The organism is Nonomuraea sp. MG754425, assembly GCF_021699195.1.
Lineage (GTDB): Bacteria > Actinomycetota > Actinomycetes > Streptosporangiales > Streptosporangiaceae > Nonomuraea.
Genome location: NZ_SSXE01000011.1, coordinates 52,928 through 70,562, shown reverse-complemented (window position 1 = coordinate 70,562; position 17,635 = coordinate 52,928). Strand labels below are relative to the sequence as shown.

General features: G+C 69.6%; 19 protein-coding genes and 1 pseudogene. 12 read left to right on the top strand and 8 right to left on the bottom strand.

Annotated features, from left to right (window positions below; genetic code table 11):
- Positions 1-76: 76 nt before the first annotated feature.
- Entirely contained in the window at positions 77-775 is a 699-nt protein-coding gene (locus FAF44_RS06175) for an SDR family oxidoreductase (protein ID WP_237102050.1), read from the bottom strand.
- Positions 776-932: 157 nt separating this feature from the next.
- On the opposite strand from FAF44_RS06175, the gene FAF44_RS06170 reads away from it, so the two are divergent.
- The 5 genes and pseudogenes from FAF44_RS06170 to FAF44_RS06150 all read left to right on the top strand — a co-directional run.
- Positions 933-1,823 (top strand): helix-turn-helix domain-containing protein, encoded by an 891-nt coding sequence (locus FAF44_RS06170; protein ID WP_237102049.1) that lies wholly within the window; start codon positions 933-935, stop codon positions 1,821-1,823.
- Between the two features lie 191 nt (positions 1,824-2,014).
- A complete protein-coding gene (locus FAF44_RS06165) occupies positions 2,015-2,557 on the top strand; it encodes an RNA polymerase sigma factor (protein WP_237102048.1) in 543 nt (180 codons plus the stop codon).
- A 97-nt stretch (positions 2,558-2,654) separates the two neighbouring features.
- The gene (locus FAF44_RS06160) at positions 2,655-3,155 is read left to right on the top strand and encodes a hypothetical protein (RefSeq protein WP_237102047.1); all 501 of its coding nucleotides are present in this window, start codon (positions 2,655-2,657) and stop codon (positions 3,153-3,155) included.
- A gap of 281 nt (positions 3,156-3,436) precedes the next feature.
- Positions 3,437-3,832, top strand: a complete 396-nt coding sequence (locus tag FAF44_RS06155) for a hypothetical protein (RefSeq protein ID WP_237102046.1) — start codon at positions 3,437-3,439, stop codon at positions 3,830-3,832.
- A gap of 12 nt (positions 3,833-3,844) precedes the next feature.
- Positions 3,845-5,368, top strand: a pseudogene (locus tag FAF44_RS06150) (BTAD domain-containing putative transcriptional regulator); the annotation flags it as partial.
- Between the two features lie 264 nt (positions 5,369-5,632).
- Here the strand turns inward: FAF44_RS06150 and FAF44_RS56330 are convergent.
- From FAF44_RS56330 to FAF44_RS06130, 5 genes are all read right to left on the bottom strand, one after another.
- Positions 5,633-5,884, bottom strand: a complete 252-nt coding sequence (locus FAF44_RS56330) for a helix-turn-helix domain-containing protein (RefSeq protein ID WP_368857755.1) — start codon at positions 5,882-5,884, stop codon at positions 5,633-5,635.
- A gap of 274 nt (positions 5,885-6,158) precedes the next feature.
- Positions 6,159-6,704, bottom strand: a complete 546-nt coding sequence (locus FAF44_RS06145) for a GNAT family N-acetyltransferase (RefSeq protein ID WP_237102043.1) — start codon at positions 6,702-6,704, stop codon at positions 6,159-6,161.
- A 120-nt stretch (positions 6,705-6,824) separates the two neighbouring features.
- Complete coding sequence (locus FAF44_RS06140; RefSeq protein WP_237102042.1) at positions 6,825-8,159, bottom strand: IS4 family transposase; 1,335 nt, start codon at positions 8,157-8,159, stop codon at positions 6,825-6,827.
- Between the two features lie 389 nt (positions 8,160-8,548).
- Positions 8,549-9,991 (bottom strand): MFS transporter, encoded by a 1,443-nt coding sequence (locus FAF44_RS06135; RefSeq protein WP_237102041.1) that lies wholly within the window; start codon positions 9,989-9,991, stop codon positions 8,549-8,551.
- Positions 9,992-10,146: 155 nt separating this feature from the next.
- On the bottom strand, positions 10,147-10,842 hold the full coding sequence (locus tag FAF44_RS06130) for a methyltransferase domain-containing protein (protein WP_237102040.1): 696 nt from the start codon (positions 10,840-10,842) through the stop codon (positions 10,147-10,149).
- On the opposite strand from FAF44_RS06130, the gene FAF44_RS06125 reads away from it, so the two are divergent.
- From FAF44_RS06125 to FAF44_RS06095, 7 genes are all read left to right on the top strand, one after another.
- A complete protein-coding gene (locus tag FAF44_RS06125; protein WP_237102039.1) occupies positions 10,841-11,308 on the top strand; it encodes a MerR family transcriptional regulator in 468 nt (155 codons plus the stop codon). The genes FAF44_RS06130 and FAF44_RS06125 overlap by 2 nt on opposite strands.
- Positions 11,309-11,696: 388 nt before the next feature.
- Positions 11,697-12,797: a tyrosine-type recombinase/integrase gene (locus tag FAF44_RS06120; protein WP_237102038.1), complete on the top strand. Its 1,101-nt coding sequence runs from the start codon at positions 11,697-11,699 to the stop codon at positions 12,795-12,797.
- 94 nt (positions 12,798-12,891) lie between these two features.
- A complete protein-coding gene (locus FAF44_RS06115) occupies positions 12,892-13,278 on the top strand; it encodes a tetratricopeptide repeat protein (protein WP_237102037.1) in 387 nt (128 codons plus the stop codon).
- A gap of 76 nt (positions 13,279-13,354) precedes the next feature.
- Positions 13,355-13,876, top strand: a complete 522-nt coding sequence (locus FAF44_RS06110) for a hypothetical protein (RefSeq protein WP_237102036.1) — start codon at positions 13,355-13,357, stop codon at positions 13,874-13,876.
- A 235-nt stretch (positions 13,877-14,111) separates the two neighbouring features.
- Entirely contained in the window at positions 14,112-14,645 is a 534-nt protein-coding gene (locus tag FAF44_RS06105) for a hypothetical protein (RefSeq protein ID WP_237102035.1), read from the top strand.
- A 161-nt stretch (positions 14,646-14,806) separates the two neighbouring features.
- Positions 14,807-14,959 carry a hypothetical protein gene (locus tag FAF44_RS06100; RefSeq protein ID WP_237102034.1) on the top strand — a complete coding sequence of 51 codons (153 nt, stop codon included), beginning with the start codon at positions 14,807-14,809 and terminating at the stop codon, positions 14,957-14,959.
- A 133-nt stretch (positions 14,960-15,092) separates the two neighbouring features.
- Entirely contained in the window at positions 15,093-15,296 is a 204-nt protein-coding gene (locus FAF44_RS06095) for a hypothetical protein (RefSeq protein WP_237102033.1), read from the top strand.
- A gap of 104 nt (positions 15,297-15,400) precedes the next feature.
- On the opposite strand, the gene FAF44_RS06090 is transcribed toward FAF44_RS06095, so the two are convergent.
- A complete protein-coding gene (locus FAF44_RS06090; RefSeq protein ID WP_237102032.1) occupies positions 15,401-15,937 on the bottom strand; it encodes a dihydrofolate reductase family protein in 537 nt (178 codons plus the stop codon).
- A gap of 39 nt (positions 15,938-15,976) precedes the next feature.
- Positions 15,977-17,590: an MFS transporter gene (locus FAF44_RS06085; RefSeq protein WP_237102030.1), complete on the bottom strand. Its 1,614-nt coding sequence runs from the start codon at positions 17,588-17,590 to the stop codon at positions 15,977-15,979.
- Positions 17,591-17,635: the final 45 nt, after the last annotated feature.

Genomic DNA, 17,635 nt, shown 5'->3' with positions numbered 1-17,635 from the left:
TCAGTGGCGTGTTCCGGGCAGCGCACCTGCCTGACGTGCCGCACCCCCGGTCAAGCCGCAGGGCGTCGGATCTGCCTCAGACGGGCTGGCCGACCGGCCGGATGGTCAGGGTGTTGAGGTCGACGCCGGCCGGCTGGCCGAGGGCGAAGCAGATGGCTTCGGCGACGGGCTCGGGGGACAGGGCGAAGGGCGGGACGCCGCCCTGCCAGAAGGCGGTGTCGGTCATGCCGGGGCTGACGAGGGTGACGCCGATGCCGCGGCCGGTGGCGTACATGCGCAGGTTCTCGGCCATGCCGGTGACGGCCCACTTGGTGGCGGAGTAGAGGTTGGCGGGGCTGTTCTTCAGGCCGGCGACGCTGCCGACGAGCACCAGCCGCCCGCCCGTGGCCTCGAGGTGGGGCAGGGCGGCGTTGGCCAGCAGGGCGGGGCCGAGGACGTTGGTGAGGACCATGGGCGCCCACAGTTCCGGGTCGCCGTCGGCGATGGTGCGCGGGTGGTCGGCGGGGACGAAGCCGGCGTTGGCCACCGCGGCGTGCAGGGCGCCGAAGTGCGCCACGGTGCGGGTCACGGCGGCCTGGGTGGCCGGCCAGTCAGCGGCGTCGGCGATGATGCCGAGCAGCCGGTCGGGGTGGCCGGTCTCGTCGAGGAAGGACTTGAGTCTGGCCTCGTCGCGGCCGGTGACGGCCACGCGGTGGCCGCGGTCGAGCAGCAGTCGTGCGGTGTGGGCGCCGATGCCGCTGGTCGCGCCGGTGATCAGTACGGTCTTGCCGGTCATGGTCATGCTCCCGGATGTCGGAGGTCCTGGTGGTGCCACCTGCTGAGCCCAGGAAACCCGGCCGGCCGCGCACGCGGCAGAGCGCGTTTATCGGGGGGACAAGCTCAACCCCTCTAGCGCTGCCACTCGCGCGAACGCTGCGGTTACCGTGGAAGGCATGGACGACCGGCCCGACAACCGTGCCCAGATCCGGGACTTCCTCACCACCCGGCGCGCGAAGCTGACCCCGGAGCAGGTCGGGCTGCCCGCCGGCGGCCGGCGCCGGGTCCCCGGGCTGCGCCGCGAGGAAGTCGCGGTGCTGGCCGGTGTGAGCACCGAGTGGTACACGCGGCTGGAGAAGGGCCACATCAGCGGCATCTCGGAAGAGGTACTCGACGCGGTCGCCCAGGCCCTGCGCCTGGACCAGGACGAACGCACCTATCTGTTCGATCTGGCCCACGCCGCCCGCCGCGCACCTTCGCGCCGCACGGACGTCCAGGTCCCGCCGCCGGTCCAGTGGCTGCTGGACTCCATGACGATGTCGGCGGCGTTCGTACGCGACGGCCGCCAGGACATCGTCGCCTGCAATGCGCTGGCCCGGGCCGTGCTCGCGCCGGTCTTCGACAGCCCTGTGACCACGCGGCACGGCCGCGCCAACATCGCCCGCTACGTCTTCCTCGACCCGGGCTCGCAGCAGTTCTTCGTCGACTGGGACGAGGCCGCCGTCGTCAGCGCCGCGCTGCTGCGCGCCAAGGCCGGACGCGAGCCCCACGACCGGGCCCTGCGCGACCTCGTCGGTGAGCTGTCCACGCTCAGCACCGAGTTCCGCGGCCAGTGGGCCGCCCACGACGTGCGTATCCGCCATGACGGCAGCAAGCAGCTCTGGCATCCGCAGGTCGGCGACCTGGAGCTGACCTACCGGTCTCTCGACCTGCCCGTGTCCAGCCGGACGGTCTACGGCCTCACCGTCTACACCGCCGAACCGGGCAGCACCTCCGAAGAGCGGCTCAAGCTCCTGGCCAGCCTGGCGGCCACCCAGCCGGCACACCGTGCCGGCCGGCCGCGTTGAAGCGCGCCGGCCCGCTCACCGGCGCAGCCGGACTGCTGCGCCGCACACGTCAGGCGGATCGCCAAGACGACGGTGATCGCGCCGCCGGTGGCGGCATCTTCGAGGTCTGCCTCATGTGATGTGCGTCGATCCGCTCAGGCAGCCGGGAACTCGACGCTTCGCGCGGACAGTACAGATACGTGGATATGTCGATGCGTGCCCGGATCCGCTCGGGGGATAAGTCGGCCTTCTCGCAGCTCTTCGATGAGTACGCCAAGGCCGTCCACAACCATGCCTTCCGTCTGACCGCCAACTGGAGCGAGGCCGAGGACGTCATGGCGCTGACGTTCCTGGAGGCTTGGCGGTTACGCGGCAGGATCGACGCCGAGGGCGGTTCGCTGCGGCCGTGGCTGCTCGACATCGCCACCAATGTGGCTCGCAACAGCAGACGGGCGGCACGCCGCCACGCCGATGCGCTGTCTCGGATGCCGAGGGAGGAGCCGGTGCCCGACATCGCCGACGAGGCGATCGGGCGCATGGACGACGCCGAGCGACTGGCCGCGGTCAAGCCGGCCTACGGGAAGCTGCGCAAGCGGGAACAGGACGTCTTCGCGCTGTGCGTCTGGGCCGGGCTCGACTACGCCCAGGCGGCCGAGGCGCTCGGCCTCCCGTGGGCACCGTCAGATCCCGTCTGTCGAGAGCCCGCGGAAAACTCGCCGCATTCGGGGAACTCGCCGCGACGACCCGACAGGTAACAGGTGACCGAGGCCCCGTCACGGAGGAGATTCGATGAACATGCCGGCTGAGCGTGGTCTTCCGGAGGGCCGTCACCGACTGCTCAAGGAGTTCGTGATGACCGAGATCGAGCAGAGCCCCCGCACCCGTCTGTCCCGGTTCAAGGTGCTGGCCCCGGTGGGCGCGCTCGCCGCCGCTGCGGCGGTGGCCGTCCCGCTGCTGTTTGGCGGCCCGGCGTACGCGGTGTCCAAGGCGTCCGACGGATTGATCGACATCACCATCAACGAGGCGAAGGACCCCGCCCTCCAGGCCGAACTGCGGGACCTCGGCGCGAACGTCATGGTCAGCTACGTGCCCGCGGGCAAGAAGTGCGGCCCCGAGCCGCGTGCTCGCTTCCTGGGCAAGGAGGAGGCGCCGCTCACGGTGTTCCCGCCGCCCGAGGGGCACGACGGCGCCTTCGTCGTCGACCCGGAGGTGATCAAGGAGGGGCAGACCGGGGTGCTGGAGTTCAGCGTCAGCGACGACGAGAAGGTGGCGGGCATCTGGGCCCGGGTCGCCGAAGGCCCGGTGGCCGACTGCGAACTGATCGACACCACGGACGCTCCGCTCTCGCACTGATGATCCCGGTGCGGCGGTCCGCCTTGGCCATCCTCGTACGGGGGCGACCGCCGCGCAGTGAACGCCCGCCGCGCTGCCGAGCGCTGTGCCCGGACATTTGCCGGACTTTTCTTTTGCCGGTGGAAAAGGGAGTGGGCCGGGAGTAGTGAGTTCGCGCTTTGGTACGCGGTGAAGTGTAGATGCCGAATACGACCGTGGACGGACGACTTGGCCGCGCGTTCCGGGGAGTGTGGGGGCATGGCAGGAATCTGTTCGGGTAAGGCGGAGAAAAGGACACGACGATGAATGTCAAGCTTTCCGGTCTGCGCCTGGCCGCCGTGGTCGGATTGATCGCCGGTGCGATCGGCATGGTCGTCCAGGGTGTGTCAGGCGTGCCCATGCCGGTCGTGCCGCCGGGTCTGGTGCTGCTGGTCGGGTCGGCGCTGCTGATCGTGTTCACCAGGTGGCGCTGGACGCCCGCGCTCGGTGTGCTGGTCGCGCTGGCCGAGGCCGCCGCCATCGCCATCGGCCAACTCGACCGGCTGGCGGATCCGTCCTCGGCGGGCGTCTTCCTGGGCACCTGGGTCAGGGCTCTCGGCGTCGTGCTGGCGATCATCGCTGGTGTCGCGGCCGTCGTGGCCGCCTACCGTCGTACTGATCGCACGAGTCACTCCAGCGGAGCCGGGCGATGTCCGTAATAAGTCCGGGAAATGCCCGGCCGGATCGGTCACCGGATCGACGGTGGGGGACAATCGGTCATGGACGGCGCCGTGGATTCATGGGGTTCAATGGTGTTCGAAGATACCGATCTCGCATTCAACGTGCTCGGGCCGTTGGAGGTATACGTGCGCGGCCGGCTGGTGCCGGGCCAGCCGGAAGCGCCGCGCCGCGCCGTGCAGTTGATCGTGTCACGGCTGCGCACGCTGCTGGGCGGAGCCGTCATCGTCACGTGTGCCGACGGTTACCTCATGGAGGTTCGACCCGAGCGGCTTGATCTGGGACGGTTCCGATACTGGCTGGAGCAGGCGGACATGGCCGTCAAACGGTCGGATCCGCAGACGGAGGCCACCGCCCTGACCGAGGCGCTGGCCCAGTGGCGCGATGAACCGCTGGCAGGCGTCCCGTCCGACTTTCTCGAACAGCAGGTGTGCCGGTTGGTGGAGCAGCGGTTGCGGGCGCTGGAGCGGCGCTTCGACGTCGATCTGCTCCTGGGCCGCCATCGCGACCTCGTTGACGAGCTCATGGAGGCGACCGCGCGGCATCCGTTGCGGGAGCGGTTCTGGGCCCAGCTCATCATGGCTCTGCATCAGAGCGGCCGGAGAGCGGAGGCGCTGGAGGCGTATCACACCGGGCGGCGACACCTCGTCGAGGAGTTGGGCATCGAGCCCGGCGAGGAGCTGCACCGGCTGCAGGTGACGGTTCTCAGGCACAGACCGGACGTCCCGGAGGTCCCGGCGACGGCTCTCCCCGTGCCGAGGCAGTTGCCGTCGCCGATCCCGGTGTTCGTGGGGCGGCGGCGGGAAATCGCCGAGCTGGACCGCCTGACCACCGGCCAGGTGCGCAATCTGGGATCGATCGTGCTGATCAGCGGCACCGCCGGGGTGGGAAAGACCGCGCTGGCACTGCACTGGTCCCGCCGCGCGGTCGATCATTTCCCCGACGGGCAGCTATGGGCCGACCTACGCGGCTACCCGTCGTTCGATGACGAGGCCGGAGCAGGTGCTCACCTCGTTCCTGCGCGCCCTGCGCGTGCCGGAGCGGGAGATCCCACCGGACCTGGAGAGCCAGAGCGCCCTGTGTACCGATCGCTGATGGACGGCCGGCGCGCGCTCGTCGTGCTCGACAGCGCGCCTACCGCCGAACAGGTACGCCCGCTGCTTCCCGGCAGCGCCTGCAACACCGTGGTCGTGACCAGCCGCTCGCGACTCACCGGCCTGGTGGCCGCCGACTGCGCCCGGTCGATCGTCCTGGACGTCCTCAGCCGTCAGGACGGCGTCGAGATGCTCACCACCAGGCTCGGGGCCGATCGGATCGGCGCCGAGCCCGCCGCCGCGCGGCGGATCGCCGAGCGGTGCGCACAACTGCCGCTCGCGCTCGCCGTCACCGCGGCCCGCGTGATCCAGCAGCCTCATCAGACCTTGGCGGCGGTCGCGGACCGGTTGCTGAGCACGCGGGAGACCCTGGACGAGTTCACCGATCCCGACACCGCCATCGATGTCCGCGCCGTCCTCTCGTGGTCCTACCGGACGTTGAGCGAGCCGGCCGCCCGCCTCTCCCGGCTCCTGGGCGTGCACCCCGGGACCCGGATGACCGCCGCCGCCATGGCCGGTTTGGCCGCGGTGCCGGTTGACGACATGCTGCCGCTGCTGAACGAACTGACCGACGCCCACCTCGTCACCGAGTCCGCACCCGGGCGCTACGGCCTGCACACCCTGCTGCACGTCTACGCCACCGAACTCGCCCGGACGTACGACAGCGAGGCTGAGCGGCAGGCGGCACTACGCCGGGCCCTCGACCACTATCTGCACACCGCGTACGCCGCCGCCACGCTGATCGAGCCGGCGGGCGAGCTCGTCGGGGAACCGGCGCAGCCCCTTGTCGCGGCGGCCCGGGCGCGTCAAGGCGTCCAGGCCGCCTTGACGGTAGTCGGCCAGCCACCGCTGCAGCGTCCGATAGGAGACGCCGCCCTCGTCCTGGGCCGCGGCGAGCTGCGCCAGCGGTACTCCCTCGTGCAGGTGCGGCGCGAGCATCTCGTACCGGCTCATGGCCAGGGCGCGCCCCGCTGCCCGGCCTGGCTTGTGCGTGGTGTGCGCTCGCGGTGCTCACCTCGTTATCGTCCGTCCCCACGATGACCAGCCACCACACCCGCGGGTGCCGCGGTTGCGATAACCCGCGAAAGCGGTGACGCTGCCGAGCCGATTCCCGGCATTGCGGGACCCGGGCTCGGGCGCCAGTCAAGCGACGAGGACGGTGGCGATCATCGTCGGTTGTTCCGGTCTGGCGGACGTGGCACAGCGCTGCCGTTCAACTGGTGCGCTCCCAGGTCAGCAGCTTGAAAGGGCCTTCTTTTCGCTCCCGGATGACGAGGGCGTCGTTCGTCAGGTGGAATCCCGCGGAGGCGGCGACCGCCTGGCTGCTTTCGTTCGCGGGCTCGATGCGGAGAAGGATCCGGGTCATGCTCAAGTCCTGGAAGGCATGAAGAGTCATCAGCTCAACAGCTCGCTTGGCCAGCCCCTGCCGTCTGTACTGGGGGCCGATTCCGTACGCGATCTCTGCTTCACCCGGGTTTCCCGTGCCGCGGAGAAGGACCTCTCCTCGTGGCCGATCGTCCTGGACGGTGATAGCTAGGTTGATGCCACGGTTCTCCGCCCTGGCCTGTTGGGCTTTGGCCAAGTACGCCGTAGCGGCGGCCAGGTCGAAGGGGGAGCGGAGTGGCGTCCAACGATCCATTTCCGGATCGTCGAAAAGCTCAACCATGACCGGTAGGTCCTCGTCCCTCCACTCACGTAACCGGAGGTCGAGCTCTCGCACTTCAAGTGATCGTCGCGTCGGCGGGCTGGTGTTGGGCATGATGTTCCTTGGATATTCCGACAGAGGCGCACGAATCTAGAGGAACCTTACTGGGGTTGGGTATCTGTCGGAGTCGGCTAGACCGAGGTTTTGGGGAGGGTTAGCGGCAATGCCGGGAAGTTAAGGATCTTGGGTGTTCGTCAACTCGGGGTCGGTGTGGATGTCGATGGCGGTGGTCGTTCGGTAGTTGGTGCGGTCTACCTGGCCTTTGGCGCGGTGTTTGGAGATTGCTCGTTTGACGATGCGCGGGCAACTGCGCTCACGGCGGGCGGGCAGGAGGTCGTCCAGGACCGCGCGACCGATCCGGCCGACCAGGTCGATGACCGTGTCGGCGATAACACCGGCCGCGTGGATGACCTGGTCGCGGGCGGCCAGCAGTGCGGTGGTGAAGCTGGCTCGTTCGGCCGGGTCGCCGGTGCCGGCGGTGGCATCGGCCATCGCCAGCCGCAGTGCCTGGTAGGTGGTGAGCAGTGCGTAGATCTCCTGGTCGACGCCTTGAGGGGTGCGGGCGCGCAGGACACGGCCGCCTAGGATGGTCGATTTCAGCTCCGCGTAGGTCGTTTCGATCTCCCACCTGTGGTGATACAGCTTCACGATCTCCAGCGCCGGGTAGCGGGCAGAGTCAAGCAGGGTGGTGATCAGCCGGTAACGGCCGGTACGGCGGCCACCGCCTCGCAAGGTCAGGGTGATCTCGGCGTCGATCACCCGCACCGGCACCCCGCCCAGCACCGATTGCCATGATCCGTCCGCCAAGGTCTGCAGCCGGGCGAACTTCCGGCCGTTCTTGCAGCGGATCAGCAGGTCCGCGCCGCTGCCGCCCGGACCGGCGATCGCGGTGACGAGCCCGGCGACGGCGAACCCCCGGTCGCCGAGCAGCAACATCCCCCGCTTGAGGCAGCCGAACACCTGCGGCGCGTAGCTGGTCTCGCCCTTGCCGAACGGCCCGAACGCCACGCCCAGCAACGTGCGGCTACCACACACCACCACCGCGACCAGCCGGACCAGGGGATAGCCCGACCCGCCGTGCGAGCCGCTCTGATGCCCGTAACACCCCAGGTTGGCCGGGCTGTCCGGCACGCTCATCGTGGTGCCGTCCATCGCACACACCAGCAGCCCCCGCCATCGCACGGCCCCGGCCGGCGCACCGGCCGGCAACTCAAACAACGCCCTCAACGGCGCGACCCCCACCCGCCGCAACGCCTGAGCCAGCCCCGACGACGACGGCGCCGGCCACCACCCATCCAGCCCAGCGGTCAACCGGGCCCACACCCGCCGATACCCCTGCCCCTCGAACAACCCACCCGCCAGCAGCAGATACACCACCACCCGCGACGGCAACCGGCGCACCCGCCGTTCCACCCCACCGGCCTCGGCCAGCACGGCATCAACCATCTCAAACGGCACGACCTGCGTCAGCTCACCCAGATGTCCCGGCGCGAACACCCCCGCCGCCACCTGCCGAACCGAACCCATAGCGCAGGCCACAACCGACCTGGCAGACTCAACACCCAACGGAGATCCAGTAGTGATCGAACGGACGATGGTAAGAGATCACCCGTTCTACTGGATCTCCGTTCTCACGTCCCGGAGATCAACAAACCCCTGAACATCACCCAGGATCCTTAACTTCCCGGCATTGGGGTTAGCGGTGCAGGCGACTGTTCAGGAGTGGCGGTCTTGCGGGACGTGGCGTTTTCCGCCTTGGTGGCGATGAGCTGGGCTCGGGGCAATCGAGGAACTGTGGCAAGAAGTGCGCCGCCTGAAACGGAGCGGGTAGGTCCTGAAAAGGCGGCGTGATTTGGCCCCGCCTGCCTGCCCACTGATGGGCGGCGAGACCGGCCGCGTCAGCGGGCGTCCGGGACGCCGGTCATCTGTGGCTTTCCGGACGGTACGAGGACCAGCGAGACCGCCGCGGCCACGGCGGCGACGACGGTGAACATCGTGTAGACGTTGGTGAACCCCTCGATCGAGGGTGTGACGGCGAGACCCGAAGCGGCAACGGTGGAGCCCACCGCGACAAAGATGGCCGAACCGGTTGGATTGAAGGTGTAGACCATACCCGATACCAACCCGGCCTCCTCCTGAGTGACTCGGCCGAGGGCAGCGGTGGTGGCGGCGACGAACACCGGGGCGCCGCCCAGCGCGAACAGCACGGCGCCGGGAAGTGCCTGGGCGTAGACGTTGCCGCTTGCCGACAGGCCGATGAGCAGTCCGTTGCCGATGGCGACCAGGGCCAGGCCGGCGACGGCGACGGGGCGAGTGCCGATGATGCCGACCAGGCGGCCGCCCGCGATGGCACCGACCATCGTGGCCAGGGCCGTGGGCAGGAAGAACAGGCCGGTCTCCAGCGCGCTGTAGCCGCGAAGGTGCTGCAGATACTGCGAAGTGATGAACAGGTCCGCGACGGTCACGCCGGCCGCGACGAGCATGAGAAATGCGCCGGTCGCGACCGGACGACGCACCAGCATGTCCGGGCGTATCAGGGGATTCCGCACGTGGCGTTCGATGACTGTGAACGCCACGTACAAGACGGCAGCGGCCGCGATGGGCACCAGCGTGCCGGGATCCGCCCAGCCGTGGTCACCGGCGTTGGTCATGCCGTAAATGAACGAACCGGTGGCGGCGGTGACGGTCACCGCGCCCAGTACGTCGACGCGCCGGTTGGCGCCCGCGATCCGGCGCTCTGGCACCAGGGCCCGAATGGCGACCAGAGCGACGACGCCGATCGGGATGTTGATGAAAAAGACCCAGCGCCAGCCAGGACCGCTGGTGAGGAGCCCACCAGCGAACACCCCTACGGCGAAGCCGATGCCTCCGAGAGAGGACCACACGCCCAGCGCCTTGTTGCGTTCGGCGCCGTGGAAGATGCCGGTGAGGGCTCGCAGCGCGGCCGGGGACAGCAGCGCGGCCCCGATGCCCTGACAGAGGCGGCCACCGATCAGCAGGTTCTCGTCTTGCGCCAAGCCACTGGCCAGCGAGGCGAGGATGAAGACCACCAGACCGGTCAGGATCATGGAACGCGCGCCGAAGACGTCGGCGAGCCGGCCGCCGAGCAGCAGCAGCCCGCCGAGGAACAGCACGTAGACGCTGACCACCCAGGTGAAGGCCCCACGGCTCAGGCCCAGATCGGCGCCGAGGTCGGGCAGGGCGACGTTGATCACGGTGAGGTCCAGCATCAGCATGAGCTGCGCCGTGCATATCACCGCCAGCGCCTTCCAGCGGCGGGGGTTCGCAGGCTCCCGCGGCTTGTCCGCGTCACGCACCGGATCTTGACGTTTGTGCATCATGTCCTTTCATAATCGTCGTCATAGCGGTCGGCTGGCTGCACGCCGTACTGCGTAGCACCGCGCCGACAAGCGTGATCTTCTGTTGTTGGAGAAGCTCAGATGGATGGTGGGCAAACGGACGCGTGCTTCGCGCCCGCAGCGAAGCCAGCAGATCGCTATCCCTGCGCGGCAACGAGGAACATCGGCACCGCGACGAAGATCCGGTTCGTGCGGGCACGCTCGGCCTGCTCGGCAAGCCAGCTCTCCTCGTCGGTGATCCGGTGCAGCAGGGCGAGCGCGGTGTCATCGGTGAACACACTGGTGCGCACCTCGACGACCGGGTCGGTGAACCCGGCATCGAGCAGCAGGTTGCGGTACCTGCGGGCGACGCGCGGCGACGGGAGCGAGTCCGCCTTCGCGTGGACCAGCCGGCGGGTGGTCTCCGGCTCGCCCGAGTCGATGACGATCGTGTCCCAGTCCTGGCCGAGCAGTACGGCCCGGCCGCCCGGCGCGAGAACCCGGCGGGCCTCGGCCACGGCCCGCACGGGGTCAGAGAGCGTGTGCAACACCTTGTCCGCGCGGTAGCCGGCAACCGACCCGGACTCCAGCGGCAGCTCGCAGGCATCGCCGACGTGGAACTCGCCGGCCGGCCAGCGCTCCCGGGCCACGGCGATCATCTCGGGGTCGTGGTCGACGCCGACCGCGCGGGCCTCGCGCTCGGCCAACTCGGCGACCGCGCGGCCACCGCCGCAGCCGACGTCGACCACGGTTTGGCCGGTGAGGTCGCCGAGCAACTCGTAGGAACGTGTGCGCAGCTCGACAGACATAGGCTGCGCGTCGACGGCGTCGAGGACAGCAAGCAGATTGGACATGCCCGCCATGGTGGTACTTAATGTCGACATGAAGTCAAACCCGATGACAATCGGCCAGGTGGCCGACCGCTTCGGCCTGCCGACACACGTACTGCGGCACTGGGAGTCGGTGGGCCTGCTCTCCCCCGGCCGCGTCGCCGGCGACCGCCGCCGCTACACCCGCGACGACCTGTTCCGGGTGGCGTCGATCGTGATCGCGAAGCAGGCCGGCCTGCCGCTGCCGGATATTCGGGAGTTCCTCGCCGCGCGCGACCCAGCCACCCGCAAGGACGTGCTGCGCCGCAACCAGCGCGTGCTGCAGGCCAGGATGGCAGCCCTGCGCTCAGCTCTCGATCTCCTCGAAGCCGGAATGAACTGCTCGCACGAGGACATCACGACCTGCCCGAACTACCAGGCCCACCTCGCGGGGACGGTACTGGCAGGGGCCAATGATCGAGTGGATCAGTGCTCCTTCCTGATCACCTGAGGGGTATCACTGTTCGTGGTCACCGGAGGCGTAGCGGCTCCACGGGCGCCGGCCACCACAGCGGCCACCCTGCTGGCGTTCACCCTGCTTCGCGCCTGACCGGATACGGGCCCCGCCCCGCCGAGCACGCCCAGCCCTCACCCATGGAGGCCAGCACGTAGAGAGGTCTTCGAAGAGCCCTCGGCCGGCCAAGTTCGCAATTCAGCAGGCGAACGCCTCCGACCACCCTGTCCCCCCTGGCGAGCTTGTCCACGGGACATGGCCAACGCATCACTTCTCTTCAGGAAACAGCCCTTCCGTGAAGTAACCTGGCTCCACGCCGTCTCCCACCCGCAGCTCGGCATCCACGGCTGCCGGGCAGGATCGCGCCGAAATCACTTCACGAAAGGTGGTCGGGCTCCCCGAGCGCCGCGATCCGGCCGACGACAGCCTGTCGGTATGGACGGAGCGCTACCTCGATCTGGCCGTGCGCGGGGTCCGCTCAGCGAAGGTGACCGCCAAGATCTCCCGGCATCTGCGGCGCTTCGGCGCCTGGATCACCGGCGGCCTCGGGCACGACCGGCTCTCGGCCGTCACCGTGCGCGAGGTGAGCGCCTGGCGCGATCACCTGGCCGCCGCCGGCAACCGTGGCCGCGACGGCACGGCCGCGCCGATGGCCGCCGCGACCGTCAACAACCATCTCGCGCACCTGTCGGCGCTGTTCTCCTGGATCAGCGCACACGCCCCCGAAGGGCTGCTACGCCACGGCGATCCGACCAAGCAGGTGGCCTCATTGCCGCTGCCCGCCCCGCAGCCGCGGGCACTGGCCGCCGCCCAGGTACGCACCGTCAAAAACGTCGTGGACCGGATCGAAACCTTCCATGAGCTCAAGGGCCGCCGTCACCGCGGCACCGCGGCCCGTGCTCACGCCCATGCCCGCCCGCTGCGCGACCGGGCCATCGTCTATCTGCTGTTCGGCACCGGGCTGCGCCGCGCCGAGTTGGTCGGTCTGGACCTGGACCAGTTGCAGCCGGCCGATCCCGGCCGGCTGCGCCAGGCCAAGAAGGCCCGCCTGACCGGCGTGCGCGGCAAGGGCCGCACCAGCCGGACCGTGTTCCTGGGCCGCGACGCCCGCCAGGCGCTGGCCGACTACCTGCAACAGGAGCGGCCCGGCGACGCTGCGGCCAGCACTGGGGCGACCGCGCTACTGCTGTCGGCCGCCTCCATCGCCGCCCGCCGCCCCGACGGCCGCCTCTCGGCCCGCTCGATCAACACCATCGTCGGTGAGATCGGCCGCCTGCACGACGCCCAGATGGCCGACCCCGAGCGCAGGCTCGGCACGCTGCGCCCGCACGACGCCCGCCACACCTTTGCCTATGCGCTGTCACAAACCTCCGGCCACAACCGCGCCGAACTCGAGCGCCGCCTCGGCCACGCCAACGACCGCTACCTGCGCCTGTACACCAACCCACCCGACGACATCGCCGCCAGCTACGTCGAAGACCTGTGACCAGGAGACCTGGACACCCCAACATGACGAAAGCGTGGCAGCAATAGCGACGCTAACTGTGGCACGTCACAGGCACGGCCTCTGGGAGGACCGTGTGATCGCGCTCCGATCCGCGCTGGAGGCCACGCGCCGCCTGGACGACCCCGCCGGACAGGCGCCCGCACACCTCGGCCTCGCCCGCGTTCTGGGGCGGAAAGGCGACCTGCACGGGGCCCTGGACTGCTACCACTTGGCGTTGCGCATCCAACGAGTCCTCGGCCATCGGCATGGCGAGGCCATGACGCTGAGCCGCCTCGGTGACACCCTGCACGCGCTCGGCAGGGACTACGCCGCCGCACACGCATGGACGGTGACGCGCACGATGATCGGCCGGCCCGGCAAGCCGAGAACCGGCCGCGCCGTGGGCCGGCGTCTGTTGGACGGGGTCATGAGTGATCACCAAACATCCGGATCTCACGCGGCACGCCGAGGCCGCCCCTGACGAGCGGGGCGCCCGCCGAGTTGGGCTGGACCGGTTCGATTGACGCGTCGGTGAGCCGATACGAAGATTGCCCGGCATGGGATGGAACACTTCCGCACTTTTCGTGCGGGGCCGGTCGATCGACGAGGTCGTCGCCTGTCTGCCGGACGACACCGATTACCTGCCGAGCGGTGACCGATCGAGCGCCGACCAGGCGTGGAGCAATCGTCCCTGGCAACGCCTCCACCTCGCCGACACGGCCGGCTGGTGCCAGATGTGGGACCCCGCCCAGCGGATTCCGACCGACATCGACAATCTGCTCAAGACCGGTGCGCTCGGCGCGTTGAAAGGGACGCGAGCTCTGGCGGTGCTGTTCTCCAGCGTGTCGAGCATTTACGGGTTGTGGCTCCACGATGATGGCGAGCTGGTCCGGGGAATGCTTTTTCACGACGGCGAGCCGGTGATCGACCTGGGCGAGCCGCTGCCGGTGGAGGCCCGCGTCGATATTCCGGAGTGGGGTCCTGACGAGGATTTCCTCTGGGCGTTCATCAACGACGTGACGGGCCTGACCGCCACGGTCGACCAGGTTTTCGAGGTGTACGAGACCATAAGACGCTGAATCCGGCTGACGTCATCCGCAATGCCCGCCAAAAGCCCGGTCCCTGGCCTGGTCACAGCGCGATCCGGCCGGTCGCACCCGTCACGCCTCGCGGGCGTGGCGGGGTCGTGCCGTACGAAGTCCGGAAAATGTCCGGTCGCATGGCCTTGATCGGCCATTGTCAGATGCGGAAAATGGGGTCGCATGCCTTCGCAGCCGTCCCGGACACGTGCCGCCAACAGCGTCAGGAGGCCATGTGGCACTCCCACAGAAAAACCGCCGGCGGGCCGGAGCCGCCATTTCCGGTGCTGCGGCCGTGCTCATTGTCCTGACGAGTGCGGCGGTCAGCGTGATGATCGCGGTCACCACGCCGACGGAAGGCCGAACGTCGGACACCTCTTCCCAAGAGCGAATTCATCTCACGAAGGCGGACACGCCTTTCTCGTCGCCCACTCCGGGAACACTTCAGGCGCCGGTGCCGACGAGCGCTCCCTCGCCCTCCTCCCCGCCGCAAGCACAGCCCGGCCCCACCTGGACCGGAAAACCGGGCGGAGAACTCCCTTACGGGACGTTCAGCAAGGAGGAGTGCGTCAAGCGCGGCGAGGACGGGCTGGCAGCACAGAAATGGTCCGCCTACGCCTGCAAGCAGCTCCCGAAGCGTGACGGGCCGCCGAAGTCCGGCGAACTCGTGGAAGACCTCGAGGTCGTCAGCGGGCGCGCCACCGGCGATCACCGGCTCTGGGTGGTGGACTGGCTGTGCGTGATCAGGATGGAAGAGAACTGCGAGTGAACGGCCGCCGGCGCAGTCGATCCGGCGGCGTTCGCCCGCAAACCCGCCCCACCGGCGCTGTTCGACGTCCTCGGCGAGCCGCTGCCGACGGTGGAACTCGCCCGCCGCTGCCCCCCACCGACTGGTGGCCGGCCGGGGACGCGAGTGAGGTCCGCGCGGCGGTGGCCGCATCCGGCTGGGACGTCACGGCGATCGACCCGCTGAACCTGCTGGCCGCGCCCCCGGGCCTGCTGCCGGAAGCGCCGTGGCCCGGGATGGCGGCGCTAGCGGTGCTGTGGGTGGCCGTCAGTGCCGGAGGCGCGCGGCTGACGTGACGCTCCGGGAGAGGCGCCTGGCCCGCGTCGCTGAGCCTGGTGCGGCGGCGCTCGCGGATGGGCCCGATGAGGCCGTCGCCGATCCCGGAGATGGTCCTGAAGGATCGGGGCTGAAGAAGGTGCAGGCCGTCATGTGACCACTGACCAGCAGGAAGGTGGTGACGACGGCGGCGCGGACGACACGGTCACCGAACAGCAGGTTGGCCGGCACCGTCAAGGTGATCAGGCCGAGCAGGACGGTACGGCGGTCCAGCCGCCCGATCACGACGGGAACCAGCAGCGCGCTGAGGGAGGCGACCAGACCGGGGACGGTGAGCATCAGCCCCGCTGTTCATGATGCCGAACTCCCGGTGAGGGGTGGGCGAGGCCCGTCGATCCCCGGACCACGGGAGCGGCCTGGTCCGCCCCCGTGGTCCGGACGGGCTTTCGTGAAGGGACGGGTCAGGTCTGCTTGCGGTAGACCATGATGACCGTCCCGCTGCTGGTGCTCTTGACCTCGGCGAGGTCCAGCCGCATGGCGGGCAGGCCGTCGAAGAGCCGCTGGCCCTGGCCGACGACCACGGGGTGCACCAGCAGCCGGAGCTCGTCGAGGAGGTTCTGCCGCAGCAGGGAGCGGACGAGGCTGACGCTTCCGCCGACGCCGATGTCCTTGCCCGGCTGCCGCTTCAGCTCGTCGACGGCCGCGGCGAGGTCGCCCTTGAGCAGGACGCTGTTGTTCCACTCGAGGGTGTCGAGGGTGTCGGAGACGACGTACTTGCGGATGTTGTTGAACGTGCTCGCGAACGGCTCGTCGGTGGAGGTGGGCCAGTAGGAGGCCCAGTCCAGGTAGGTGACGCGGCCGAGCAGGACGGCGTCCTGGGCGTCGAGCTGGGCTTGCATCTCGGCGGCCATGCCTTCGTCGAAGTCGTGCTGCCACTGGTCGGGCCCTTCCACGACGCCGTCCAGGGACATGAACAGGCCGGCGAAGATCTTGCGCATGATTTTCTGTTCCCTTCGGTACTGCGGTGTTCGAAATGGTCAGGCGGAGATGTTCACGGGTGATGATTGTTCGGTGGTCATCGTGGTCGCGCGGGGCTCCGGCTCGATCGGGTCCGGCTGCTCCGGCGCGGCAGGGCCGGGGGAGCGGACCCCGCGCAGCGCCGTAGCGGTGACGAGGGCGAGCGCGAGGAAGGCGACGATGCTCAGGGCCGCCACCGTGGTGAGGCCGGAGGTGAACGCGGCCCGGGCATTGCCGAGCAGTTCCGCGCCGATCTCGGCGGGCAGCCGCGGCGCGGTGATCACCGCGCCGACGATGCCCTCCCGCGCGCTCTGGCCCAGGTGTTCCGGCACTCCCGGGGGAAGCGTGAACTGGCTGCGGTAGATGGCGGTACCCACACTGCCGAGGGCGGCGACGCCCAGCGCGACACCGAGTTCGCCGCTGGTCTCCGACATCGCCGACGCCGAGCCGGCGCGTTCGGGTGGTGCGGCGCCGATGATGAGGTCCTGCACCAGCGGCAACCCGACGCCGACCCCGATCATGATGACGACGAACGCGGGGATCAGCACGGCCAGCCCGTCGGCGGTGGGTGTCTGGGTCAGCACGGCGAAGCCCACCGCCGACAGCGCCATCCCGGCCGTGATGACGGCACCGGGACGGAACCGGCGGCTGAGGCGTGGCGCGAGGTTGCCGGCGACGACCATCCCCAGCACCGCGGGCAGTTGCCACAGTCCGGCGTGCAGCGGGGACAGTTCGGCGACCGTCTGGAGATAGAGGTTGATCAGCAGCCAGACCCCGCCCATGACGGCGCCGCTCAGCAGCCCGAGCGTCAGTGCGGCGCTCACTTGGCGGCCGGCGAACAGGCGCAGGTCCAGCAGCGGCGCCGCCAGGACGCGCTGACGGCGGACGAACACCGCTCCCAGCGCCAGACCGGCCACGATGGCCACCGCCGCCTCGGGTCGCAGCCCGTTGGCGGCCAGGTCCTTCAGCCCGTGGACGACCGGCAGGATGGCCGCGAGGGACAGCGCCACGCTCAGCGGGTCCAGCGGTCCGGCCTGGGCCGGGTCACGGTATTCGGGCAGCAGCAGCGGGCCCACCACCACCAGGAGCAGCATCACCGGGACGCCCAGCAGGAAGGCCGAGCCCCACCAGAAGTTCTCCAGCAGGGCGCCGCCGACCACCGGGCCGACCGCGACGCCGCCCATGAAACAGCTCACCCAGACCGCCAGCGCGGTCGTCCGCTGCCGGGGGTCGCGGAACATGTTGGTGATCAGGGCCAGGGTGGACGGCATCAGCGTGGCACCGGCGATCCCCAGCACGGCACGGGCGATGATCAGCGTCTCCGGGCTGCCGGAGCAGGCGGCCAGGATCGAGGCGGCCCCGAACAGGACGGCGCCGATCAGCAGCAGCCGGCGGCGGCCGATGCGGTCGCCGAGCGCGCCCATGGTAACCAGGAAACCGGCGAGCAGGAATCCGTAGATGTCGGTGATCCAGAGCTGCTGGGTGCCGCTGGCGCCGAGATCCGCCGCCAGTTGCGGCAGGGCCAGATACAGCACGCTGGTGTCCAACGCCAGTAGCAGGGTGGGCAGAGCCAGCACGGCGAGCCCGGTCCACTCCCGCCGCGTCGCCCTGAGCGGTGCTGAGGACGAGGTCACGTTGTCTCCTCTCGTCGGACCGCCCGGCCGGTGGTCGTCCCCACC